This window comes from Kitasatospora sp. NPDC094015, assembly GCF_040304075.1.
Taxonomy (GTDB): domain Bacteria; phylum Actinomycetota; class Actinomycetes; order Streptomycetales; family Streptomycetaceae; genus Kitasatospora.
In genome coordinates, this window is sequence record NZ_JBEOUL010000001.1 from 496,776 (window position 1) to 516,271 (window position 19,496).

14 protein-coding genes are annotated in these 19,496 nt (G+C 74.5%); 4 read left to right on the plus strand and 10 right to left on the minus strand.

All coding sequences use genetic code 11. The features are described 5' to 3' along the window. Window positions 1–117: 117 nt before the first annotated feature. The 3 genes from ABT014_RS02200 to ABT014_RS02210 all read left to right on the plus strand — a co-directional run bounded on the left by ABT014_RS02200 (window position 118) and on the right by ABT014_RS02210 (window position 4,383). The gene (locus tag ABT014_RS02200; protein ID WP_350635873.1) at window positions 118–2,262 is read left to right on the plus strand and encodes a DUF4139 domain-containing protein; all 2,145 of its coding nucleotides are present in this window, start codon (window positions 118–120) and stop codon (window positions 2,260–2,262) included. A 5-nt stretch (window positions 2,263–2,267) separates the two neighbouring features. Next, window positions 2,268–3,896 (plus strand): mucoidy inhibitor MuiA family protein, encoded by a 1,629-nt coding sequence (locus ABT014_RS02205; protein WP_350635875.1) that lies wholly within the window; start codon window positions 2,268–2,270, stop codon window positions 3,894–3,896. Between the two features lie 124 nt (window positions 3,897–4,020). After that, complete coding sequence (locus tag ABT014_RS02210; RefSeq protein WP_350635878.1) at window positions 4,021–4,383, plus strand: DUF952 domain-containing protein; 363 nt, start codon at window positions 4,021–4,023, stop codon at window positions 4,381–4,383. Window positions 4,384–4,417: 34 nt separating this feature from the next. Here the strand turns inward: ABT014_RS02210 and ABT014_RS02215 are convergent, their stop codons facing one another. From ABT014_RS02215 to pyrG, 10 genes are all read right to left on the minus strand, one after another. Further along, entirely contained in the window at window positions 4,418–5,398 is a 981-nt protein-coding gene (locus tag ABT014_RS02215) for a helix-turn-helix domain-containing protein (RefSeq protein ID WP_350635881.1), read from the minus strand. A gap of 195 nt (window positions 5,399–5,593) precedes the next feature. Then, window positions 5,594–6,904, minus strand: coding sequence for a pseudouridine synthase (locus ABT014_RS02220; protein ID WP_350635884.1), 1,311 nt, complete (start codon window positions 6,902–6,904; stop codon window positions 5,594–5,596). 55 nt (window positions 6,905–6,959) lie between these two features. Beyond that, window positions 6,960–7,541 (minus strand): SMC-Scp complex subunit ScpB, encoded by a 582-nt coding sequence (scpB, locus tag ABT014_RS02225; RefSeq protein WP_350636004.1) that lies wholly within the window; start codon window positions 7,539–7,541, stop codon window positions 6,960–6,962. Window positions 7,542–7,891: 350 nt separating this feature from the next. Beyond that, window positions 7,892–8,806 (minus strand): segregation and condensation protein A, encoded by a 915-nt coding sequence (locus tag ABT014_RS02230; protein WP_350635887.1) that lies wholly within the window; start codon window positions 8,804–8,806, stop codon window positions 7,892–7,894. A 70-nt stretch (window positions 8,807–8,876) separates the two neighbouring features. Continuing rightward, entirely contained in the window at window positions 8,877–9,383 is a 507-nt protein-coding gene (locus ABT014_RS02235; protein ID WP_350635890.1) for a hypothetical protein, read from the minus strand. After that, window positions 9,380–10,441, minus strand: a complete 1,062-nt coding sequence (locus ABT014_RS02240) for a ParA family protein (RefSeq protein ID WP_502894809.1) — start codon at window positions 10,439–10,441, stop codon at window positions 9,380–9,382. The genes ABT014_RS02235 and ABT014_RS02240 overlap by 4 nt, the downstream gene beginning before the upstream one ends. 481 nt (window positions 10,442–10,922) lie before the next feature. After that, on the minus strand, window positions 10,923–12,038 hold the full coding sequence (gene ald / locus ABT014_RS02245; protein ID WP_350635896.1) for an alanine dehydrogenase: 1,116 nt from the start codon (window positions 12,036–12,038) through the stop codon (window positions 10,923–10,925). A 241-nt stretch (window positions 12,039–12,279) separates the two neighbouring features. Then, the gene (locus ABT014_RS02250; protein WP_350635899.1) at window positions 12,280–14,211 is read right to left on the minus strand and encodes a tetratricopeptide repeat protein; all 1,932 of its coding nucleotides are present in this window, start codon (window positions 14,209–14,211) and stop codon (window positions 12,280–12,282) included. A 189-nt stretch (window positions 14,212–14,400) separates the two neighbouring features. After that, window positions 14,401–15,045 carry an NUDIX domain-containing protein gene (locus tag ABT014_RS02255; RefSeq protein WP_350635902.1) on the minus strand — a complete coding sequence of 215 codons (645 nt, stop codon included), beginning with the start codon at window positions 15,043–15,045 and terminating at the stop codon, window positions 14,401–14,403. A 115-nt stretch (window positions 15,046–15,160) separates the two neighbouring features. Continuing rightward, the gene (pyrG, locus tag ABT014_RS02260; RefSeq protein ID WP_350635905.1) at window positions 15,161–16,837 is read right to left on the minus strand and encodes a CTP synthase; all 1,677 of its coding nucleotides are present in this window, start codon (window positions 16,835–16,837) and stop codon (window positions 15,161–15,163) included. A gap of 692 nt (window positions 16,838–17,529) precedes the next feature. On the opposite strand from pyrG, the gene ABT014_RS02265 reads away from it, so the two are divergent. Beyond that, window positions 17,530–19,482, plus strand: a complete 1,953-nt coding sequence (locus tag ABT014_RS02265; RefSeq protein WP_350635908.1) for a glycoside hydrolase family 15 protein — start codon at window positions 17,530–17,532, stop codon at window positions 19,480–19,482. Window positions 19,483–19,496 lie beyond the last annotated feature (14 nt).

The window sequence follows — 19,496 nt, forward strand, 5'->3', positions numbered from 1 at the left end:
AGCGAGGCCGGCAGCAACGGCCCGGGTTCGACAAGATCCACCAGGGCACAACAAGCAGAGCAAGCACAACAAGCTCAGCAAGGTCAGCGGGTACGGGCGGGCGAAGGGGGCTGCAGGGTGGCAGATCGAACAGTGCTCGGCTGGAAGTCGGAGCTGGACTCCGTCACGGTGTACGCTTCCGGCGCGCTCTGCCGCCGCCGGGCCCGCGGCACCGTGCCCCCCGACGGCCGGGTCCGGCTCCCGGGGTTGCCCCGCTCGCTGGACGCCGGCTCGCTGCGCGCCCGGGTGCTCGGCGACGGCCCGGCCCGGGTTACCGAGGCCCGGCTGGCGGTCGAGGCCGAGCTGCGCGAGCCGTCCGCGCTCCCCGAACTGCGCCGGCTGGCGGACCTCGCCAGGGACGAGCGCGACGCCGCGTACGAGCGGCACGCCGCACAGCTCTCGCTGGTCGAGGAGGTCTCCGGGCTGCGCGCCGTCCCGCCCCAGCGCCGCCCCGAGGACCCGCACCGCCGCACGCCGACCGAGGCCTGGCTCGAGCTGGCGGACTTCGTCGAGGAGCGGCTCACCACCCTGCACGAGCGGGCCGCCGCGCTGGCCGAGGTACTCCGGCTGGCCGAGCACGCGCTGGCCCTCGCCGAGGACCGGCTCGCCCGCGCCGCCGACTCCGTCCCCGACCGCACGGTGGCCACCAGCGCCACCGCGCTGCTGACCGTGGCGGGCGCGGACGGCGCCGAGCTGGAGGTCGAGCTGGAGTACGGCGTCCCGGGCGCGGTCTGGGTGCCGACGTACCGGCTGAGCCACCACCAGGGCGAGCCGACCGGGCAGCTGGTGCTGCGGGCCTCGGTGGCGCAGCGCTCCGGCGAGGACTGGACGGGTGTACGGCTCTCGCTGTCCACCGCGGACCTGCGTCGCCGCACCGAGCTGCCGAAGCTGCGTTCGATCCGGATCGGCCGCCGCCAGAGCGCGCCCGCCCCGTCCGGCTGGCGCGAGCCGCCCGCGGGGCTGGCCGACCTGTTCACCGGGTACGACGACGCCGGTCCCGGACCGGACCGGGTGCGGCCGCTGCCGCCACCGGCCGCCCGTCCGCTGCCGCCGCCCGCCGCCCTGCCGTCGCCGCCCCCGGCCCCGGTCCTGCGGGCCTCGGGCTTCCAGGGGTACGGCGGCATGCTCGACGCCGACACCGCCGCCTTCCCGGCGGCACCGGGTGGTCCGCCGCCCCCGCCGCCGGTCGGCGAACCGCAGCCGCTCGGCGCTCCAGCACCCGCCGCCCAGGCCCCCGTCGCCCGCTCCAGGGCCTTCGGCGGCGGCGGGGGCCCGTCCGAGTCCATGAAGCGCCGTGCTGCTCCTGTTGCGTCCGCCGCGCCTGCCGCGTTCTCCCCGTCCGCGTCCGCGCCGGCCGGCTTCACCCCCGCCGAGCCGCCCCCGCCGCCCGGTCCCCCGCAGCCGGACGCGGCGCTGCTGGACTACAGCGCGCTGACCCTGGCCGGCCCGCAGGCCCCGGCCGCCCGCCGTGGCCGGCTGCTGCCCCGCCAGGGCGCCGATCCGGTGGCGGCCGAGCACCGCCGCCGGGCCGAGCAGGTGGCCGCCCTGCCGCTGCCCGGCCACGCGGTCCGCCCGCGCGAGTCGGCCGGCTCCTTCGACCACCGCTTCGACGCCGCCGCCCCGGCCGACATCCCCTCGGACGGCACCTGGCACACCGTCACCGTCGCCGAGCTGCCGGTCGGGCTGCGCACCGAGTACGTCTGCGTGCCGGCCGTCGAGGAGGCCGTGTACGCGACCCTGGTGCTGGCCAACGCCACCGACCAGGCGCTGCTGGCCGGGCCGGTCGAGGTCTCGGTGGACGGCGACCACCTGCTGACCGCCGCGCTGCCGACCCTGGCGCCGGGCGACGCCCGCCGGGTCGGGCTGGGCCTGGCCGAGGGCATCCGGGTGGCCCGCCGCACCGAGCTGCGCGAGTCCACCGCCGGGATGCTGAACAACACCACCGTGCTGGACCACCGGGTGCACGTCGAGCTCGCCAACCGGCTGCCCGGCCCGGTGCTGGTGGAGGTGCGCGAACGCGTCCCGGTCAGCTCCGAGGCCGACGTCCGGATCGAGGAGCGCGCCGGCTGGCGGGCCCCGGACGAGCCGTCGGCGAGCTACCCGCCGAGCGCCCGCGTCTGGCGGGTGGAGCTGCCCGCCGGTGGCACCGCCGCCCTCGACGGCGGCTACGAGATCCGCATCCCGGCCGGCAAGGCCCTGGTCGACGGCAACCGCAGGAGCTGACCCAGATGACCCCCGAGCCCACCGACCCCACCGGCCCCAGCCACCCGTCCGACCCCACCGCGCCCAGCCACCCCACCGACCCCACCGCGCCGATCCCGCTGCCCGTCACCGCCGTCGTCTGCCTGGAGGACCGCGCCCAGGTCGAGCGGGCCACCGTGCTCGACCTGGCCGAGGGGGTGCAGCGGCTGCGCCTGGGCCCGGTCACCGCGCTGGCGGTCGACCGGACCCTGCACGCCGAACTGGCCGGCGCGCAGCCGGTCAAGGTGCTCGACGTCCGGCTGGTCCGCAGCTGGACGCCGCGCAGCCCGCTGCCGCCCGGCGAGCAGGACTCGCCGCTGCGCCACCGGATCCACGAGCTGACCGAGCGGCAGCGCGCGGAGGGCCGGCTGGCGGAACGGCTGGAGGCCCGCGCGGCCCTGCTCCGCCAACTCGGCACCGACCTGGTGCGGGAGATCGGCGAGGGGGCCGGACAGGGCGAGGTGGAGCGGGCCCGCTGGACCCGTGAGCTGGACCGGGTGGACGCCGAGCGGATCGGGTGCGCCGAGCGGCTGCGCGCCGCCCGGGCCCGGCTGGCCGCACTGTCCGAGGAGCTCGCCGACGCCCTGCGGGCGCTGGACGAGGCCGAGGAGGAGCCCGCCGAGCTGCTCGCGCACATCGAGCTGACGGTACGGGCGCAGGCGGCCGGCCCGGCCGAGCTGCGCCTCGCGCACCTGACCCCGTGCGCGCTGTGGCGGCCCGCCTACCGGGCCACCCTGGCCGACGGCGAGCTGCGGCTGGAGACCGAGGCGGTGGTCTGGCAGCGCACCGGCGAGGACTGGTCGGGTGCCCGGGTGTCCTTCTCCACCGCCCGGTCGGCGCTGGCCACCGACCCGCCCCGGCTCACCGAGGACCGGCTGACGCTGCGCGAGCGCTCCGCCGAGGAGCGCCGCACGGTCGAGGTCGAGCTGCGCGAGGAGGAGATCGGCAGCACCGGCCCGGCCGCCGTGGACGGCCTGCCGGGCGTGGACGACGGCGGCGAGGTGCGGGTGCTGCGCGCCCCGGACCCGGTCTCGGTGCCCTCCGACGGCCGGGCCCACCGCATCCCGCTGACCGCCTTCAGCACCCGGGCGACCGGCGAGTACGCCTGCGCCCCCGAGCTGTCCCCGCTGATCACCCAGGTGGTGCGGTTCCGCAACGACTCCGGGCACGCGCTGCTGGCCGGCCCGGTCGACCTGGTCCGCGGCAGCGGCTTCACCGGCCGCGGCGAGCTGGGCTTCACCGCCCCGGGCGCCCCCGCCGAGCTGGCCTTCGGCAGCTGCGACGGCTACCGGGTGGTCCGGGAGACCGAGGAGAGCCGGTCCTCGGCCGGGCTGACCCAGCGCACCGTCCTCACCCGCACGGTACGGCTGCACCTGTCCCGCTTCTCGGGCCCGGAGGAGCACGACGAGCAGGTGGTCGCGGTCCGCGAGCGGATCCCGGTCTCCGAGGTCTCCGCGGTCGAGGTGCGGCTGCGCAAGGAGGCCTGCGTCCCGGCCCCGGACGAGCTGGACGCGGAGGGCGTGGCCCGCTGGCAGGTGGCGCTGCCGCCGGGCGGGCGCCGCACGGTCACCCTGGTCTACGAGGTCTCGGGCTCGGCCAAGGTCGCGGGTCTGTGACCGGCCGCCCCGGCCCCCGGCAGCGGGGCGCCGGGGCGTGGATCGGGGTCCCGGTCCGGGGCCGGTGGAGGATCCGGCAGGATCCGTTCCGTCAACTCCGGTGCCAATCCGGTACAAAAGAGGCATGATCTACCATCTCGCACCGCTCGACGACTGGCTGCGCGACCCCGGGCGGCCGTACACCGCGGCCTCGCTGCTGACCGACGGGTTCATCCACTGCTCGGCGGACGAGCCGACCCTGCTCGCGGTGGCCAACAGCTTCTTCCAGGACACGCCCGGCCCGCTGATGGCGCTGCTGATCGAGGAGAGCCTGGTCGAGCCGATGGTCAAGTGGGAGGCCGCCACCGGCGGGCCGCCGCCCGGCGCCACCCCCGGGGTGCTGTTCCCGCACATCTACGGCCGGCTCAACCGCACCGCCGTGCTCGGCCTGGAGAAGCTGGAGCGCGGCCCGGACGGCCGCTGGGCCACGCTGACGCCCTGGAGCTGACCGGCCGCCCCGCCCCGGCCGCCCGGCGCGCCCGCTACAGCCAGCCGCGCTCGCGGGCCGCCATGCCCGCCTGGAACCGGGTGGTGGCGCCCAGCTCCCGCATCAGCCCCTGCAACCGGCGCTGGGTGGTGCGCGCGCTCCAGCCCAGCGAGCGGGCGATCGACTCGTCGGTCAGGCCGGCGGCGAGCAGGCCGAGCAGCTTGAGGTGGTCCGCGTCCGGCCCGTCGGTGCCGTCGCCGTCCCCGATCGCGGTCTGCAACGGCACCGCGCGCTCCCACTCCGCCTCGAACAGCGCGTCCAGCGCCTGGAGCAGCGCGGACGGGTGGATGACGTACGCGGCGTCCAGCACGGCGTCCCCGACGCTGATCGGGATGATCGCCATCCGGTCGTCCGACATCATCATCTTCATCGGGAGGCTCGGCCGGACCCGGGCCTCCTCGCCGTCCTCCACGCCGACCAGGATCTCCTTCTCCAGCCGGCCGGGCCAGGCGATCGCCTCCTTGTCGAAGACGGTCCGGAACCGGATCCCGGAGCGCAGCTTGACCCGCTGCCGGGGCAGGTTGGCCACCGGGTCCTGGATGTACGGCGGGCAGTCGAAACCGCGCACCTGGTAGTGGCTGGTCTCGATCAGGTGCTCGAGCCGCTGGGCGATCGCCTCACCGCCGGTCAGCACCTCCACCGAGTGCGCCGGGTCGGTGTACCGGGAGGCCTCCCGGAAGGCGTCCATCAGCCGGTGCATCTCGGCCCGGGCGCTGCGCAGCTGGGCCTCGCGGTGGCCGATCAGCGTGCCGATCGCCACGTCCGGCGCGACCGCGAGGTAGCGCTCGCGGTCCACCGGCGCCCGGGTGGACATCCCCTGGTCGGCCAACCGGTCGAGCGCGTCCTGCGCCTGTTGGAGTGTCAGGCCGCACTGGTCCGCGAGCTCCGCCGCGGTCGACTGCGGCGCGATCACCAGTTCCGCGTACACCTGACCGTCCGGCCGTCCGAGGCCGAGCACTCCGAATGCGTCGAGCATGCCGCTCCTTCCCCCACCCGGCCACGGCTCCACCGTGGCGCAGTTCCGCCATCCGAGGAGGCGAGTTTTCGTGGCCATCCTGCGCCACGGATCAGCACGCTGACAAGGCTCTGCGGTGAGGCTCACACCGGGCCCGGCAACGGCCGCGGGCCCCTCCACCAGCGGCGGAGGGGCCCGGGATGATCGCGCCGACCGTTACAGGCCGACCTCGCCCATCAGGCGGCCGACCTCGGGGTTGGTCAGGCGGCGCAGCCAGCCCGACTTCTGGTCGCCGAGGGCGATCGGGCCGAAGTGCGTGCGGACCAGCTTCTCGACCGGGAAGCCCGCCTCGGCGAGCATCCGGCGGACGATGTGCTTGCGGCCCTCGTGCAGGGTCACCTCGACCAGGTAGTTCTTGCCCACGTTGGAGACCACCTTGAAGCTGTCGGCGCGGGCGAAGCCGTCCTCCAGCTCGACGCCCTGGGAGAGGCGCTTGCCCAGGTCACGCGGGATCGGGCCCTGGATGGCGGCCAGGTAGGTCTTGGTGACGCCGTACTTGGGGTGGGTGAGGCGGTGGGCCAGCTCGCCGTGGTTGGTGAGCAGGATGATGCCCTCGGTCTCGGTGTCCAGGCGGCCGACGTGGAACAGCCGGGTCTCCCGGTTGGTCACGTAGTCGCCGAGGCACTGGCGGCCGTCCGGGTCCTCCATGGTGGAGACCACGCCGGCCGGCTTGTTGAGCGCGAAGAACAGGAACGACTGGGTAGCGACGGTCAGGCCGTCGACCTTGATCTCGTCGTTCTCCGGGTCGACCCGCTTGCCCTGCTCGGTCACCAGCTTGCCGTTGACCTGCACCCGGCCCTGCTCGATCAGCTCCTCGCAGGCGCGGCGGCTGCCGATGCCGGCCCGGGCCAGCACCTTCTGCAGGCGCTCGCCCTCGGGCTCGCCGAAGGTCTTGGGCAGCTTGACGGCCGGCTTGTCGTGCCGGGCCAGCACCGCGTCCTCGATCCGGCCCTGCAGCTCGCGCGAGCGCTGCGGCTGGCGGCGCGGGTCACCGGGCGCACCCTGACCCTCGCGGCGCGGCTTGGGCGCGGGCGCCGGGCGCCGGGCGGCGTAGCCGCCGCGGCTCGGGGTGGCGTTGGGGCCGCCGCCGAACTCGGGGCGGTCGTAGCGGCGCTCCTCGGGGCGCAGCGGGCGGTCCGGGTAGCGGCGCTCCTCGCCACCGCGCCGGTCGTCGCGGCGGTCGTCACGCCGGTCGTCCCGGCGGTCGTCGCGCCGGTCGCGGGAGAAGCCGCCGCCGGAGGAGCCACCGCGGCCGCCGCCGGAGCCGCCGCCGTACGAGCCCCGGCCGCCACCGCCGCCGGAACCGCCGCGGCTGCCGCCCGAGCCGCCGCTGTACGACGAACCGCCGTACGAGCTGCCGCCCCGGCTCCCGCCCTGACCCTGGCCGCCCTGGCCGCTCCGCCCCTGGCCACCACTGCGGCCCTGGCCGCCGCCGCTGCTGTTCCTGCCGTTGCCACTGCTACGCATCAAATGTCCGTACGTCGTGTTCCGTCGTGGGAAGTGCAAGTCGTGCCGGCCGACCTCACCGCACTTCCCGACCCGCCTCGTCGCGGTCGCCCGCCGCTCGCGCGGCCGCGACCGCCTCCGCGATCACCGTGCCTTCGAGGGACTCCGCTTCCACGTCGTCGACCTCGGGCAGAAAGGGCGCAAGCTCCGGCAGCTCGTCCAAGCCGCGCAGCCCCATCCGTTCCAGGAAGTAGTTCGTCGTCCGATACAGGATCGCACCTGTTTCGGGCTCGGATCCGGCTTCTTCCACCAGTCCTCGCTGTACCAGGGTACGCATCACGCCGTCACAGTTCACACCGCGTACCGCTGAGACCCGGCCGCGGGACACCGGCTGCCGGTATGCGACCACCGCCAGGGTCTCCAGTGCGGCCTGGGTCAGCCGGGCCTGCTGGCCGTCCAGGACGAAGCGGTCGACGGCCGGTGCGCAGTCCGCCCTGGTGTAGAACCGCCAGCCGCCGGCGACCTGCCGCAGGTCGAAGCCGCGGCCCTGGGCGGTGTACTCGGCGGACAGCTCGCGCAGGGCCGCGCCGACCTGCGCGCGCGGGTGCTCCAGGACCCCGGCGAGGTGCCCCTCGGGCACCGGCTCGTCGGCGATCATCAGAATCGCCTCCAGCGCGGCCCGCAGCGGCACCTGGAGGGCGTCGGGGGCCGCCTGCGGCGCCGGGCCCCCGCCGGAGGCCGCCCCGGCCGCCAGAGCGGGCCCCACGGCCTGCGCGGGCACCTCCACCGCCTGCGCGGCGACCTCCACGACGTGCGCAGGTACCTCCACCGCCTGCGCCGGCACCTCCACCGCGTCCGGCGCCGGGGACGCCTCGGCGCTCTCCGCCGCGAGGCGGGCGAGCGCCTCGGCTCGCTCCTCCGCCTCGTGCGCGGACTCCTGCCACTCCTCGGGCCGCGCCTGGCCGGGCAGGCCGAGCGCCCGCCGGGGCTGCCCGGACCGTTCGTCGCTCACCGCTGCCCACCGTCCTTCCGCACCGTGTCCCCCGCGGCGGTGCCGCCCGCCGCGTCCCGCTGCTCCGGTTCCCCGGGCGGGCGGTCGAACTCGTCCGTGACCTCCACCTGCCGGTCGGCCTCCGCGATCCAGCGCACCCGCAGCTCCCCGAGCGCCTCGGGCTGCTCGAAGTCCAGCACCTTCTCCCGGTACAGCTCCAGCAGCGCGAGGAAGCGGGCGACCACCACCAGGGTGTTCCCGGCGTCCGCGACCAGCCGCTCGAAGGTGGCCTCGCCGAGTGCGGTCAGCCGGTCGACCACCACCGCGGCCTGCTCGCGGACGCTGACCGGCGGGGTGTGGATGTGGTCGACGTAGACCACCGGCTTCGGCCGCGGGGTCATCGCGCGCGCCGCGAGCTCGGCCAGCCGCCGCGGCCCGACGGAGAGCACCACCTCGGGCAGCAGGGCGGCGTGCCGCGGCTCCAGGCCCACCGTCCGGGGGCGCCGGCACAGCTCGGCGGCCCATCGCTCGGCGAACCGGGCGGCCGCCTCCTTGTACGCGCGGTACTGCAGCAGCCGGGCGAAGAGCAGGTCCCTGGCCTCCAGCAGGGCCAGGTCCTCCTCGTCCGCGACCTCGGCGGCGGGCAGCAGCCGGGCGGCCTTGAGGTCGAGCAGGGTGGCCGCGACCACCAGGAACTCGGTGGCCGCGTCCAGGTCCCAGTCCGGGCCCATCGCCCGGATGTGGGCGACGAACTCGTCGGTGACGGTGGACAGCGAGACCTCGGTGACGTCCAGCTTGTGCTTGGCGATCAGGCTGAGCAGCAGGTCGAACGGGCCCTCGAAGTTGTCCAGCCGCACCCGGAAGCCGCCGCGTCCGTCGGCCGCGGCGGGCTCGGGGGTGGTGCGCTGCTGGGGTTCGGCGGTGCTGGACATGGCGGTCCATCTTCGCGCGGACCCGGGCGGTCGTCCGCGCCGGGGGCCGCGACACGCCGCCCGCGGGCGCTCAGCGCCCGCGCAGCCGCCGCACCAGGATGCTGGCCTCGCCGCGCTGCTCCAGGTCGGCGAGGACCACCGAGATGGCCTCGCGGACCACCCGGCCGCGGTCGACCGCCAGCCCGTGCTCCCCGCGCAGCACCAGCCGGGCGTGCTCGAGGTCCATCAGTTCCTCGGCGGAGACGTACACGGTGATCTTCTCGTCGTGCCGCTCCCGGCCGGTCGGGCGCCGGGCGCCCCGGCCGCGCTGGCGGGGGCGCCGGTTGGCCTCGGCGGCCTGGTCCTCGGTGCCGGCGTGCCGGGCGGGGCCCGTGGCGGCCTCCGCGGGGCCTGCGGCCGGCTCCGGACGGGCCGCGGGCACCTCGGCCGGCCCGGGGCCCGCCTCGGCCTTCCTGGCCGCCTCGGCCGCTCGGGCGGTCTCCGCTCGGGCCGCCGAAGCCTCGGCCGACCTGAGGGAGGGCGACAGGGCCATCCCCCCGGTGGCCCGGAACAGCTCGTCGGCCCCCGGGAGACTCACTCGACGGGGCGGCACCGGTCGAGCACCTCCCTGGCGAGCTGGCGGTAGGCGGCGGCGCCGACCGAGTTGGTGGCGTACGTGGTGATCGGCTCGCCGGCCACGGTGGTCTCCGGGAACCGCACGGTGCGGCCGATGACGGTGTGGAAGACGTGCTCGCCGAAGGCCTCCACCACGCGTGCCAGCACCTCGCGGCTGTGCACGGTGCGGGAGTCGTACATGGTGGCGAGGATGCCGTCCAGCCGCAGGTCGGGGTTGAGCCGCTCGCAGACCTTCTCGATGGTCTCGGTGAGCAGCGCGACACCGCGCAGCGCGAAGAACTCGCACTCCAGCGGGACGATGACGCTGTGAGCCGCCGTCAGGGCATTGACCGTCAGCAGGCCCAGCGAGGGCTGGCAGTCGATGATGACGTAGTCGTAGTCGGGCAGCAGCGGCTTCAGCGCCCGCGCCAGCGCGGACTCCCGGGCCACCTCGCTGACCAGCTGCACCTCGGCGGCCGACAGGTCGATGTTGGAGGGCAGCAGGTCCATGCCGGGGACGGCGGTCTTCAGCAGCACCTCATCGGCCGTCAGGCCCCGCTCCATGAGCAGGTTGTAGACGGTGACGTCGAGCTCCATCGGATTGACGCCCAGCCCGACCGAGAGCGCGCCCTGCGGGTCGAAGTCCACCAGCAGCACCCGGCGGCCGTACTCGGCCAGCGCGGCACCCAGGTTGATGGTCGAGGTGGTCTTGCCGACCCCGCCCTTCTGGTTGCACATTGCGATGATCTGCGCGGGGCCGTGCTCGGCCAGCGGCGCGGGGATCGGGAAGTAGGGCAGCGGGCGGCCGGTGGGGCCGACCCGCTCGCGGCGCTGGCGCGCGGCGTCGGGGGCCAGCGTGGCGGCGTACTCCGGGTCCGGCTCGTACTCGGCGTCCGGGTCGTCGTACGGGCCGTAGCCGAGCTCGCTGTAGGCGAGACCGTAGGCCGCGAACTCCGCGTCCAGGTCGGCGGGGGCCGCGGCGGCCTGCTGGCGCGCCTCGAAGGTGCGGACCGCTACCGAGCCGACCTCCACCGTGCCCACCGCGGCCTGCCGGGCGGTGAGCTCCTCGTTCGACTGTCCGGCAGTGTGCTCCGCCAGTCCTGGCTGACCACCCCCGGGAGCAAATGTCGACTCATTCACAAGTCGTCTTACCTCCTTGGGTTTCCCGGACTCTAAGTCGATTCGTCAGCGTGGCAGCTAGCCGACGGTTTGCGACTCTAGGCCGTTTCGGGCGTTCGCAGCAACACAATCCACGGTAGTGGGCCGGATGTGTCGGCCGTCGGGACGGTCCCTGTCAAGGGATGTCCGGGCTTGTGACCCTAACGTTTCTGCGGACCTCGGCGGTTCCGGAAGGGTCGGTCAGAAGACCTGCTCCACAGGGCGGGTGACATGTTGCACATAAATTGACATCCCGGGGTCACCACCCGGTCACCCGCCCCGGAGCACCGCGGCCGGCCGAGGGCATGCCGAACGCCCCCGGCCCGAGGGGAGCGGGCCGGGGGCGTGACGGACGGACTGCGGGTCAGGCGAGGACGCTGTCCAGCGAGACCGACTCCAGGCCGAAGGCCTCGGCTACGGCGCCGTAGGTGATCTGGCCCTCGTGCACGTTCAGGCCCTTGGCCAGCGAGGCGTCCCGGCGCAGCGCCTCCTTCCAGCCGCGGTTCGCCAGCTCGACGATGTAGGGCAGCGTCGCGTTGGTGAGCGCGTAGGTGGAGGTGTTCGGGACGGCGCCCGGCATGTTCGCCACGCAGTAGAAGACCGAGTTGTGGACCTGGAAGGTCGGCTCGGCGTGCGTGGTGGCCCGGGAGTCCTCGAAGCAGCCGCCCTGGTCGATCGCGATGTCGACGAGCACGGAGCCCGGCTTCATCCGGGAGACCAGCTCGTTGGTGACCAGCTTCGGGGCCTTGGCGCCCGGGATCAGCACGGCGCCGATCACCAGGTCGGCCTCGATGACGGCCTTCTCCAGCTCGAAGGAGTTGGAGGCGATGGCCTTGATCTTCGTACCGAAGATCTTGTCGGCCTCGCGCAGCTTGTTGATGTCGCGGTCCAGCAGGGTCACGTCGTAGCCCATGCCGATGGCGATGGTGGCCGCGTGCCAGCCGGAGACGCCGCCGCCGATGACGACCGCCTTCGCCGGGTGGGTGCCGGGCACGCCGCCGGGCAGGGTGCCGCGGCCGCCGGCCGGACGCATCAGGTGGTACGAGCCGACCTGCGGGGCCAGCCGGCCCGCGACCTCGGACATCGGGGCGAGCAGCGGCAGGGCGCCGTTGGCGAGCTGCACGGTCTCGTACGCGATCGCGGTGGTGCCGGAGGCGACCAGGGCGTCGGTGCCGGCGCGGTCGGCCGCCAGGTGGAGGTAGGTGAAGACGGTCTGGCCCTTGCGCAGGCGGTGGTACTCCTGCGCGATCGGCTCCTTGACCTTCAGCAGCAGGTCGGCGGTGGCCCAGACCTCGTCGGCGGTGGGGAGGATGGTGGCACCCGCGGCCACGTACTCCTCGTTCGGGATCGAGGAGCCGACACCGGCGTTGTCCTCGATGAACACCTCGTGGCCGTTGCGGACCAGCTCATGCACGCCGGCAGGCGTGATGGCCACGCGGTACTCGTGGTTCTTGACCTCGCGGGGGATGCCGACCTTCACGGCTAAACACGTCCCTCTTACCTGGGGGTCCCGGCCGGGGAAGACCGGCGGGCGACGCGCACGGGGAAGCCTCCGGGACACGCCGGGGCACGGATCGCTGCGCGACTGCTGTCGAGTGTAATGAAGCCCAGCGGATCCGTCAGCCTTCCAAAGTGAATAAATCTGCCGGACACATTGGCAGTTTCGTAGGCTTGCATCACGATCTAGGTGTCAACGTGGGGTAAATCACCCACTCCAGACATTACTCCGAAACCTGGACGATGCCCTCACCGTCGACCAGTCGCCGCAGGCGTTCCAGGGCCTGCGAGAGGGCTGCCGCGGCCTCCTCCTCGCCCAGCCGGCGCAGCACCGCGACGGCCGCCCGGTACTCCCGCCCGGCCTCGTCGAAGCGGCGCTGCGCGGTGTGCGCCTCGGCCGTGCGCACCAGCAGCCGGGCCTCGGCCCTGGGCTCGCCGAGGCTCTGCCGCAGTGCCAGCGCCCGGCCGTACCAGTCGGCCGCCCGGACCGGGTCGCCGAGCGCCCGGTGGCAGCCCGCCGTCCCCTCCAGGGCGCGGGCGCAGGCGGGTTCGTCGCCGGCCGCCCGGGCCCGGTCCAGGGCCGCCCGGTACTGCTCCTCGGCCTGCGGCCAGTGGCCCTCGGCGGCCTGCAGGTCGCCGAGGTTGAGCAGCGCGGCGGCGGCCCGGCGCGGGGCCTGCTGCCGCTCGGCCACCCGCAGCACCAGCTCGTGCAGCTGGTAGAGGTCGGCCGGGGCGGCGGCGCCGGTCAGCGGCAGGGCCCGCAGCAGGGCGGTGACCAGCCGGCCCGCGGAGCCGTCCAGGTCGCCCTGCCCGATCGCGTCCCGGACGGCGTCCAGCAGCTGGTCCCGCTCCTCGGCCAGCCAGCCGGCCGCCTGGGCGGGGGTGCGCAGGCGCAGCGGGCCGGGCAGCGGGTCGGGGTTGCCACCGGCGGTGCGGTCCAGCAGCAGCCGGGCCGAGTCGACCAGCCGGACCAGCCGCTCCAGCAGCCGGGCGCGGGCCAGTTCGACCTCCGCCGGGCGGTCCTGCTCCGAGCGCAGCTCGACCAGCCGCGGGTACAGCCGGCCCGGCACCCGGTAGCGTTCGGTGCCGTCGGCGGCGGCCGGCTCGCGCTCCAGCAGCTCCAGCGCGGCGAGCTTCTCCAGCACCGTGCCGGCCTCCGGGGCCGGGCAGCCGACCAGTGCGGACGCCGTCCGCAGGTCTGCGGTCTGGGTGGGCGCCAGGGTCAGCATCCGCAGCATCCGGGCGGCCGGCGCCGGCAGCGAGCGGTAGACCAGGCCGAACGCGGCCACCAGCGGATCGGTGTCCGCGACCGGTACGGGCTCGGCCGGGAGCAGCTCCCTGGCCTGCCGCCGGTCGGCCGCCGGGCCGCGTCCCCGGGGCTTGGTGGCGCCGCGCGACTTCGGCGCCTGCGGGGCGGCGGCGGGTACGGCGGGCGCCAGCTCGGCGGCCGCGTCGGTGACCGAGGCACGGGCGTCGGCGCGCAGCCGGCCGGCCACCAGGCGCAGCGCGGCGGGGCGGGAGGTGCAGGCCTCGGCGAGGTCGGCGGCGCCGACCGGGTCGCAGCTGATCCGGGTGCCGCCGATCAGCTCGCCGAGCAGGTCCACGGCGGCGCCCTGGTCGAGGCCGCCGAGGATCACCGGGTCGATCGCGTCGATGCCGGTGAGCGGGCCGGCCGTGGTGGCCAGCACCAGGCAGCCGGGCTCCTCGGTGAGCAGCGGCAGCAGCTGGGCGCCCTCGCGGACCTCGTCCAGCAGCACCAGCAGCTTGCGGCCGGCGAGTGCCGTGCGCAGCGCCGCGCAGGCCGGGTCCTCGGCGGCCGGGTCGGCCGGCAGCAGCCCCGCGGGCACCGCGTCCAGCTGCTCCAGCAGCCGGCGGGCGGCCCGGCCGGGCGGCACCGGGCTGCCGTCCGGTGCGGACATCCGGGCGAACAGCAGCCCGTCCGGGTGGTCCGCCGCGACCGAGCGCGCGTACTGCACGGCGAGCGAGGTGCGGCCCGAGCCGGGCCGGCCGGCCAGCACCACCAGCCGGCCGCGGCCGGGCACGGTCCGGGCGGCGGCGGTGGCCAGCGCGGCCAGTTCGGTGCGGCGCCCGGCGAACGGCGCCGCCCCCGCCGGGAGGCGGTCGCGCACCTCGGCCTCGGTGGGCGGTGCGTCCATCGTCGCCGTCTTCCTCGCCACCTGCGCCACTCCCGACCAGTCGCCCAGCAGACCCTGTCCGCGAAGCGTAGTTCGAGCACGGCGCCGAGCCGAGCCGCAGCGGTAGTACCAACCGGCAAATCACCCCGCCGGATCAACCACCGGCCGGACCGCCGACCGTGCCGCCGCCCGCGCGGGGTGGTGCCGGGCTCAGGCGGCGTCGAACGGGCGGGCCGGCCACGGCGCCTCGGCCGGCCGCAGCGAGGCCAGGCCCGGGCCGTTGAGCGCCGCGTACAGCGCGAGGGTGCCGGTGATCAGGGTGGGGTTGTGCAGGCCGCCGGCCAGGATCAGCCGGACCAGCTCCTCGACCGGCACCCGGGCGGTCTCGATCTCCAGCTCCTCGCCGTGCGCGGCGTAGCGCTCGCCCTCGACCTCGGCCAGGTCGGTGGCCAGGAAGAGCCGCAGCGCCTCGTCGGTGCCGCCGGGCGAGGTGTAGAAGTCGACCAGCACCCGCCACTCGCCGGCCTTGCAGTGGGCCTCCTCGTACAGCTCGCGCTGGGCGGCGTGCAGCGGGTTCTCGCCCGGCACGTCGAGCAGGCCGGCGGGCAGTTCCCACAGCCGCTGGCGGACCGGGTGGCGGTACTGGCGCAGGATCAGCACCCGCTGGTGCTCGTCCAGCGCGAGCACCGAGACCGAGCCGGGGTGGGTCTGGTAGTCACGGCGGGCGTAGCTGCCGTCGGGCATCAGCACCTCGTCGGTCCGCACGCCGGTGACCCTGCCCTGGAACGGGGTCTCGCTGGAGCGGACGGGCCACTGCTCCTCCAGGTCCCGGATCTGCTGCTGCACCTCGGTCATCACGACTCCCCTTTTCGTCAGTACGACACAATCTATGCCATCGGAGCCGGGGCGCGACAACAGAACGGCGGCCGTACGGGGGATCCCGTACGGCCGCCGTCCGGCAGCACCGGCCCTAGCGGGCGTCGGTCTTGATCTTGATCGCGGCCGCGACCAGGCCCGCGAACAGCGGGTGCGGGCGGGTCGGACGCGACTTCAGCTCCGGGTGCGCCTGGGTGGCGACCAGGTAGGGGTGCACCTCGCGCGGGTACTCGACGTACTCCACCAGGTCGCCCTTCGGGGACAGGCCGGAGAACTGCAGGCCGGTCTTCTCCAGGTCGGCGCGGTAGGCGTTGTTGACCTCGTAGCGGTGGCGGTGGCGCTCGTCCACGTACTGCTCGCCGCCGTACACCTCGCGGACGATCGAGCCTTCGGCGAGCTTGGCCGGGTAGAGGCCGAGCCGCATGGTGCCGCCCAGGTCGCCCTTGCCGTCCACGATCGCCAGCTGCTCGGCCATGGTGGAGATGACCGGGTACTTGGCGGCCGCGTCGAACTCGGTGGAGTTGGCCTCGGGCAGGCCGGCCAGGTTGCGGGCCGCCTCGATGACCACGCACTGCAGGCCCAGGCACAGGCCCAGCAGCGGGATCCGGTTCTCCCGGCCGTAGGTGATGGCGGCGACCTTGCCGTCCACACCGCGGTCGCCGAAGCCGCCGGGGATGCAGATCGCGTCCACGTCGCCGAGCTGCTCCTGCGCGCCCTCGGGGGTCAGGCAGTCGTCCGAGGTCACCCACTTGATCTCGACCCGGGCGTTGTTGGCGAAACCGCCGGCCCGCAGCGCCTCGGTGACCGAGAGGTAGGCGTCGGGCAGGTCGATGTACTTGCCGACCAGCGCGACCTTGACGATGTGCTGGGGCTCGTGGACCCGGCGCAGCAGGTCGTCCCAGACGGTCCAGTCCACGTCCCGGAAGGCCAGGTCGAGGCGGCGCACCACGTAGGCGTCCAGGCCCTCGCCGTGCAGCACCTTCGGGATGTCGTAGATGGACTTGGCGTCGATGGCCGCGACCACGGCCTCCTCGTCCACGTCGCACATCAGCGAGATCTTGCGCTTGATGGCCTGCGGCACCTCGCGGTCGGCGCGCAACACGATGGCGTCCGGCTGGATGCCGATGTTGCGCAGGGCGGCGACCGAGTGCTGGGTCGGCTTGGTCTTCAGCTCGCCCGAGGGGCCGATGTACGGCAGCAGGGAGACGTGCACGAAGAAGACGTTCTCCCGGCCGACCTCGTGACGGACCTGGCGGACCGCCTCCAGGAACGGCAGCGACTCGATGTCGCCGACGGTGCCGCCGACCTCGGTGATCACCACGTCGACGTCCTCGGTCGCCATCCGGCGGATCCGGGACTTGATCTCGTTGGTGATGTGCGGGATCACCTGGACGGTGTCGCCCAGGTACTCGCCGCGGCGCTCCTTGGCGATCACCGTCGAGTACACCTGGCCGGTGGTGACGTTCGCCGAGCCGTGCAGGTTGGTGTCCAGGAACCGCTCGTAGTGGCCGATGTCCAGGTCGGTCTCGGCACCGTCGTCGGTGACGAACACCTCGCCGTGCTGGAACGGGTTCATGGTGCCCGGGTCCACGTTGAGGTACGGGTCGAGCTTCTGCATGGTCACGCGCAGGCCGCGGGCCTTGAGCAGCGCACCGAGGCTGGAGGCGGTGAGGCCCTTGCCGAGCGAAGAGGCGACACCCCCGGTGACGAAGAGGTGCTTGGTCGTCACGGCGCGGCTGCTGGCCGCCTTGCCGGAATGGGGCTGTGCCAAGAGGGGGCTCCCGTGGGTCGCGTGTCGAAGTGACTCGGTGGAGGGCTCACCCGACTGCTCCGCCGTCCGTACCGACGAGGAGCGGACCCCCGGTGACGGGGGACGATGCTCGGCCGGGGTGCCCGGCGGGGTCGTCGAGTCGGCGGATCCGGGGTGGTTTTTCCCACCAGTCCACGGGATACCAGGGTATCAGTGCCCCGGACGGCACGCGTTCGGCGAGGCTCCGGCGCGCCCCGCGGGGTCGCCCCGGGCGCGTCCGGGCCCGGTGGCACCGGGCCACCCGGATGGCCCGGAAGGATCATCTCCGGATGGCCGGACCGGGTGATTTCCTGCTGCCCCGCTCCACGTCACTGTTGATCTATTGGTGTGAGTGCGTCCGGACGGGAGCCGCTCCGCGTGCCCCCGCCCGGCCACTCGACGTATCCTGCACGGACGCATCGCCGACAGCAGAGCACGCGGAGGGCGAGGGGGTCCGGACGGCGCCTCTCGGTCCCCGATGCGCGACCGGAAACCTCCCGTACCAGTTCAGCTCGCTCGCCCCGGGGGCCCCATCGGACCCCGTGCGGACACCCCACGAGTCCCTCCACCCCCAGGGGCCTCGCACGGTGCCCGGCCACGAGCACTCCGGCCCCGCAGACCTCGCGCTCCGCCGTCGGTCGTCGCCGAGCACATCTTGCGAACTGGAGAACCACGTGGCCGGCCGTATCGAGGACTACGCACTCATCGGAGACATGCAGACCGCCGCGCTCGTCAGCAGGGACGGCGCGGTCGACTGGCTCTGCCTGCCCAGATTCGACTCGCCGGCGGTCTTCGCCGGCCTGCTGGGGACCGATGAACACGGGTTCTGGCGGATCGGCCCGGCCGAGCCGGTGGGCGCCCCCTCGACCCCGCCGCAGCCGTCCGACGCCTTCACCGACACCGGCGACCTGCGGGTCCCGCCGGTCACCGCCGCCGCCCCCGCGCTGCCCAGCGACCGGCGCCGCTACCGCGGCGACTCGCTGATCCTGGAGAACGAGTGGGACACCCAGGGCGGCACCGTCCGGGTGATCGACTTCATGCCGCCCCGGCACCTGCTCGGCACCCCGGACGTGCCGCAGATGATCCGGATCGTGGAGGGCGTCAAGGGCCGGGTCCGGATGCGCTCGGCGCTGCGGATGCGCTTCAGCTACGGCCGGATCGTGCCCTGGGTGCACCGGGTCGAGCAGGCCGACGGCGGCCACCGCACGGTCGCCGTCGCCGGACCGGACTCGGTCTGGCTGGACGGCCAGGCCGAGACCTACGGCCGCGACCTCACCACCTACGCCGACTTCACCGTCGACGAGGGCGAGCGGATCGCCTTCGCCCTCACCTGGCAGGCCTCGCACCTCGCCGCGCCCGCCGCGCCCGACCCGGAGGACGCGCTCACCGCGACCGCCCGCTTCTGGCACGACTGGGTCGCCCAGTGCACCTACCAGGGCCCCTACCGGGAGGCCGTGGTCCGCTCCCTGATCACCCTCAAGGGACTCACCTACGCCCCCACCGGCGGCATCGTCGCCGCCCCCACCACCTCGCTGCCCGAGGACCTCGGCGGCGAGCGCAACTGGGACTACCGCTACACCTGGCTGCGGGACGCCGCGATCACCCTCTCCTCGCTGCTGCGCACCGGCTACCGCGAGGAGGCCAAGGCCTGGCGCGAGTGGCTGCTGCGCGCCGTCGCCGGCGACCCGGAGAACCTCCAGATCATGTACGGCATCGCGGGCGAGCGCGAGCTGACCGAGTCCGAGCTGGACTGGCTGCCCGGCTACGAGGGCTCCACCCCGGTCCGGGTCGGCAACGGCGCGGCCGGCCAGCTCCAGCTGGACGTCTACGGCGAGGTGGTCGAGGCCCTGCACCTGGGCCACATGACCGGCCTGGTCCGCAACGACCACGCGCACCAGCTCCAGCTGAAGCTGATCACGTACCTGGAGCAGCACTGGCGCGAGCCGGACGAGGGCATCTGGGAGGTGCGCGGCCCGCGCCGGCACTTCGTGCACTCCAAGGTGATGGCCTGGGTCGCGGTCGACCGGACCATCAAGCTGATCGAGCAGAGCCCCGCCGAAGGCCCGCTGGAGCGCTGGCTGGCGCTGCGCGAGGAGATCCACCGCGAGGTCTGCGAGAAGGGCTACGACGCCGAGCGCAACACCTTCACCCAGTACTACGGCGGCCAGGAGCTGGACGCCTCGCTGCTGCTCATCCCGCAGGTCGGCTTCCTGCCGCCGGACGACAAGCGGGTGATCGGCACCATCGAGGCGATCCAGCGCGAACTGTCCACCGAGGACGGCTTCGTGCTGCGCTACCCGACCCACGACGACCAGGGCAACAACGTCGACGGGCTGTCCGGGCACGAAGGGGCGTTCCTGGCCTGCTCGTTCTGGCTGGCCGACGACCTGGCGATGATCGGCCGGGTCGGCGAGGCCCGGGAGCTGTTCGACCGGCTGCTGTCGCTGCGCAACGACCTCGGCCTGCTCGCCGAGGAGTGGGACCCGCGCGAGAAGCGCCAGGTGGGCAACTTCCCGCAGGCGTTCAGCCACGTGCCGCTGATCGACACCGCGCTGCGGCTCTCCGCCGCCGCCGGCGCCTACCTCTCCCCGCAGCCGGACCCGCGCACCACCGGGGCCGCCCGCTGACCGCCGGCTCGGGC

Bases quoted from the DNA above. Each gene is read 5' to 3' on its own strand.
- ABT014_RS02205 (WP_350635875.1), top strand. From the start codon at position 2,268: ATGACCCCCGAGCCCACCGACCCCACCGGCCCCAGCCACCCGTCCGAC.
- ABT014_RS02210 (WP_350635878.1), top strand. From the start codon at position 4,021: ATGATCTACCATCTCGCACCGCTCGACGACTGGCTGCGCGACCCCGGG.
- ABT014_RS02215 (WP_350635881.1), bottom strand. From the start codon at position 5,398: ATGCTCGACGCATTCGGAGTGCTCGGCCTCGGACGGCCGGACGGTCAG.
- ABT014_RS02220 (WP_350635884.1), bottom strand. From the start codon at position 6,904: ATGCGTAGCAGTGGCAACGGCAGGAACAGCAGCGGCGGCGGCCAGGGC.
- scpB (WP_350636004.1), bottom strand. From the start codon at position 7,541: ATGATCGCCGACGAGCCGGTGCCCGAGGGGCACCTCGCCGGGGTCCTG.
- ABT014_RS02230 (WP_350635887.1), bottom strand. From the start codon at position 8,806: ATGTCCAGCACCGCCGAACCCCAGCAGCGCACCACCCCCGAGCCCGCC.
- ABT014_RS02250 (WP_350635899.1), bottom strand. From the start codon at position 14,211: ATGGACGCACCGCCCACCGAGGCCGAGGTGCGCGACCGCCTCCCGGCG.
- ABT014_RS02255 (WP_350635902.1), bottom strand. From the start codon at position 15,045: ATGACCGAGGTGCAGCAGCAGATCCGGGACCTGGAGGAGCAGTGGCCC.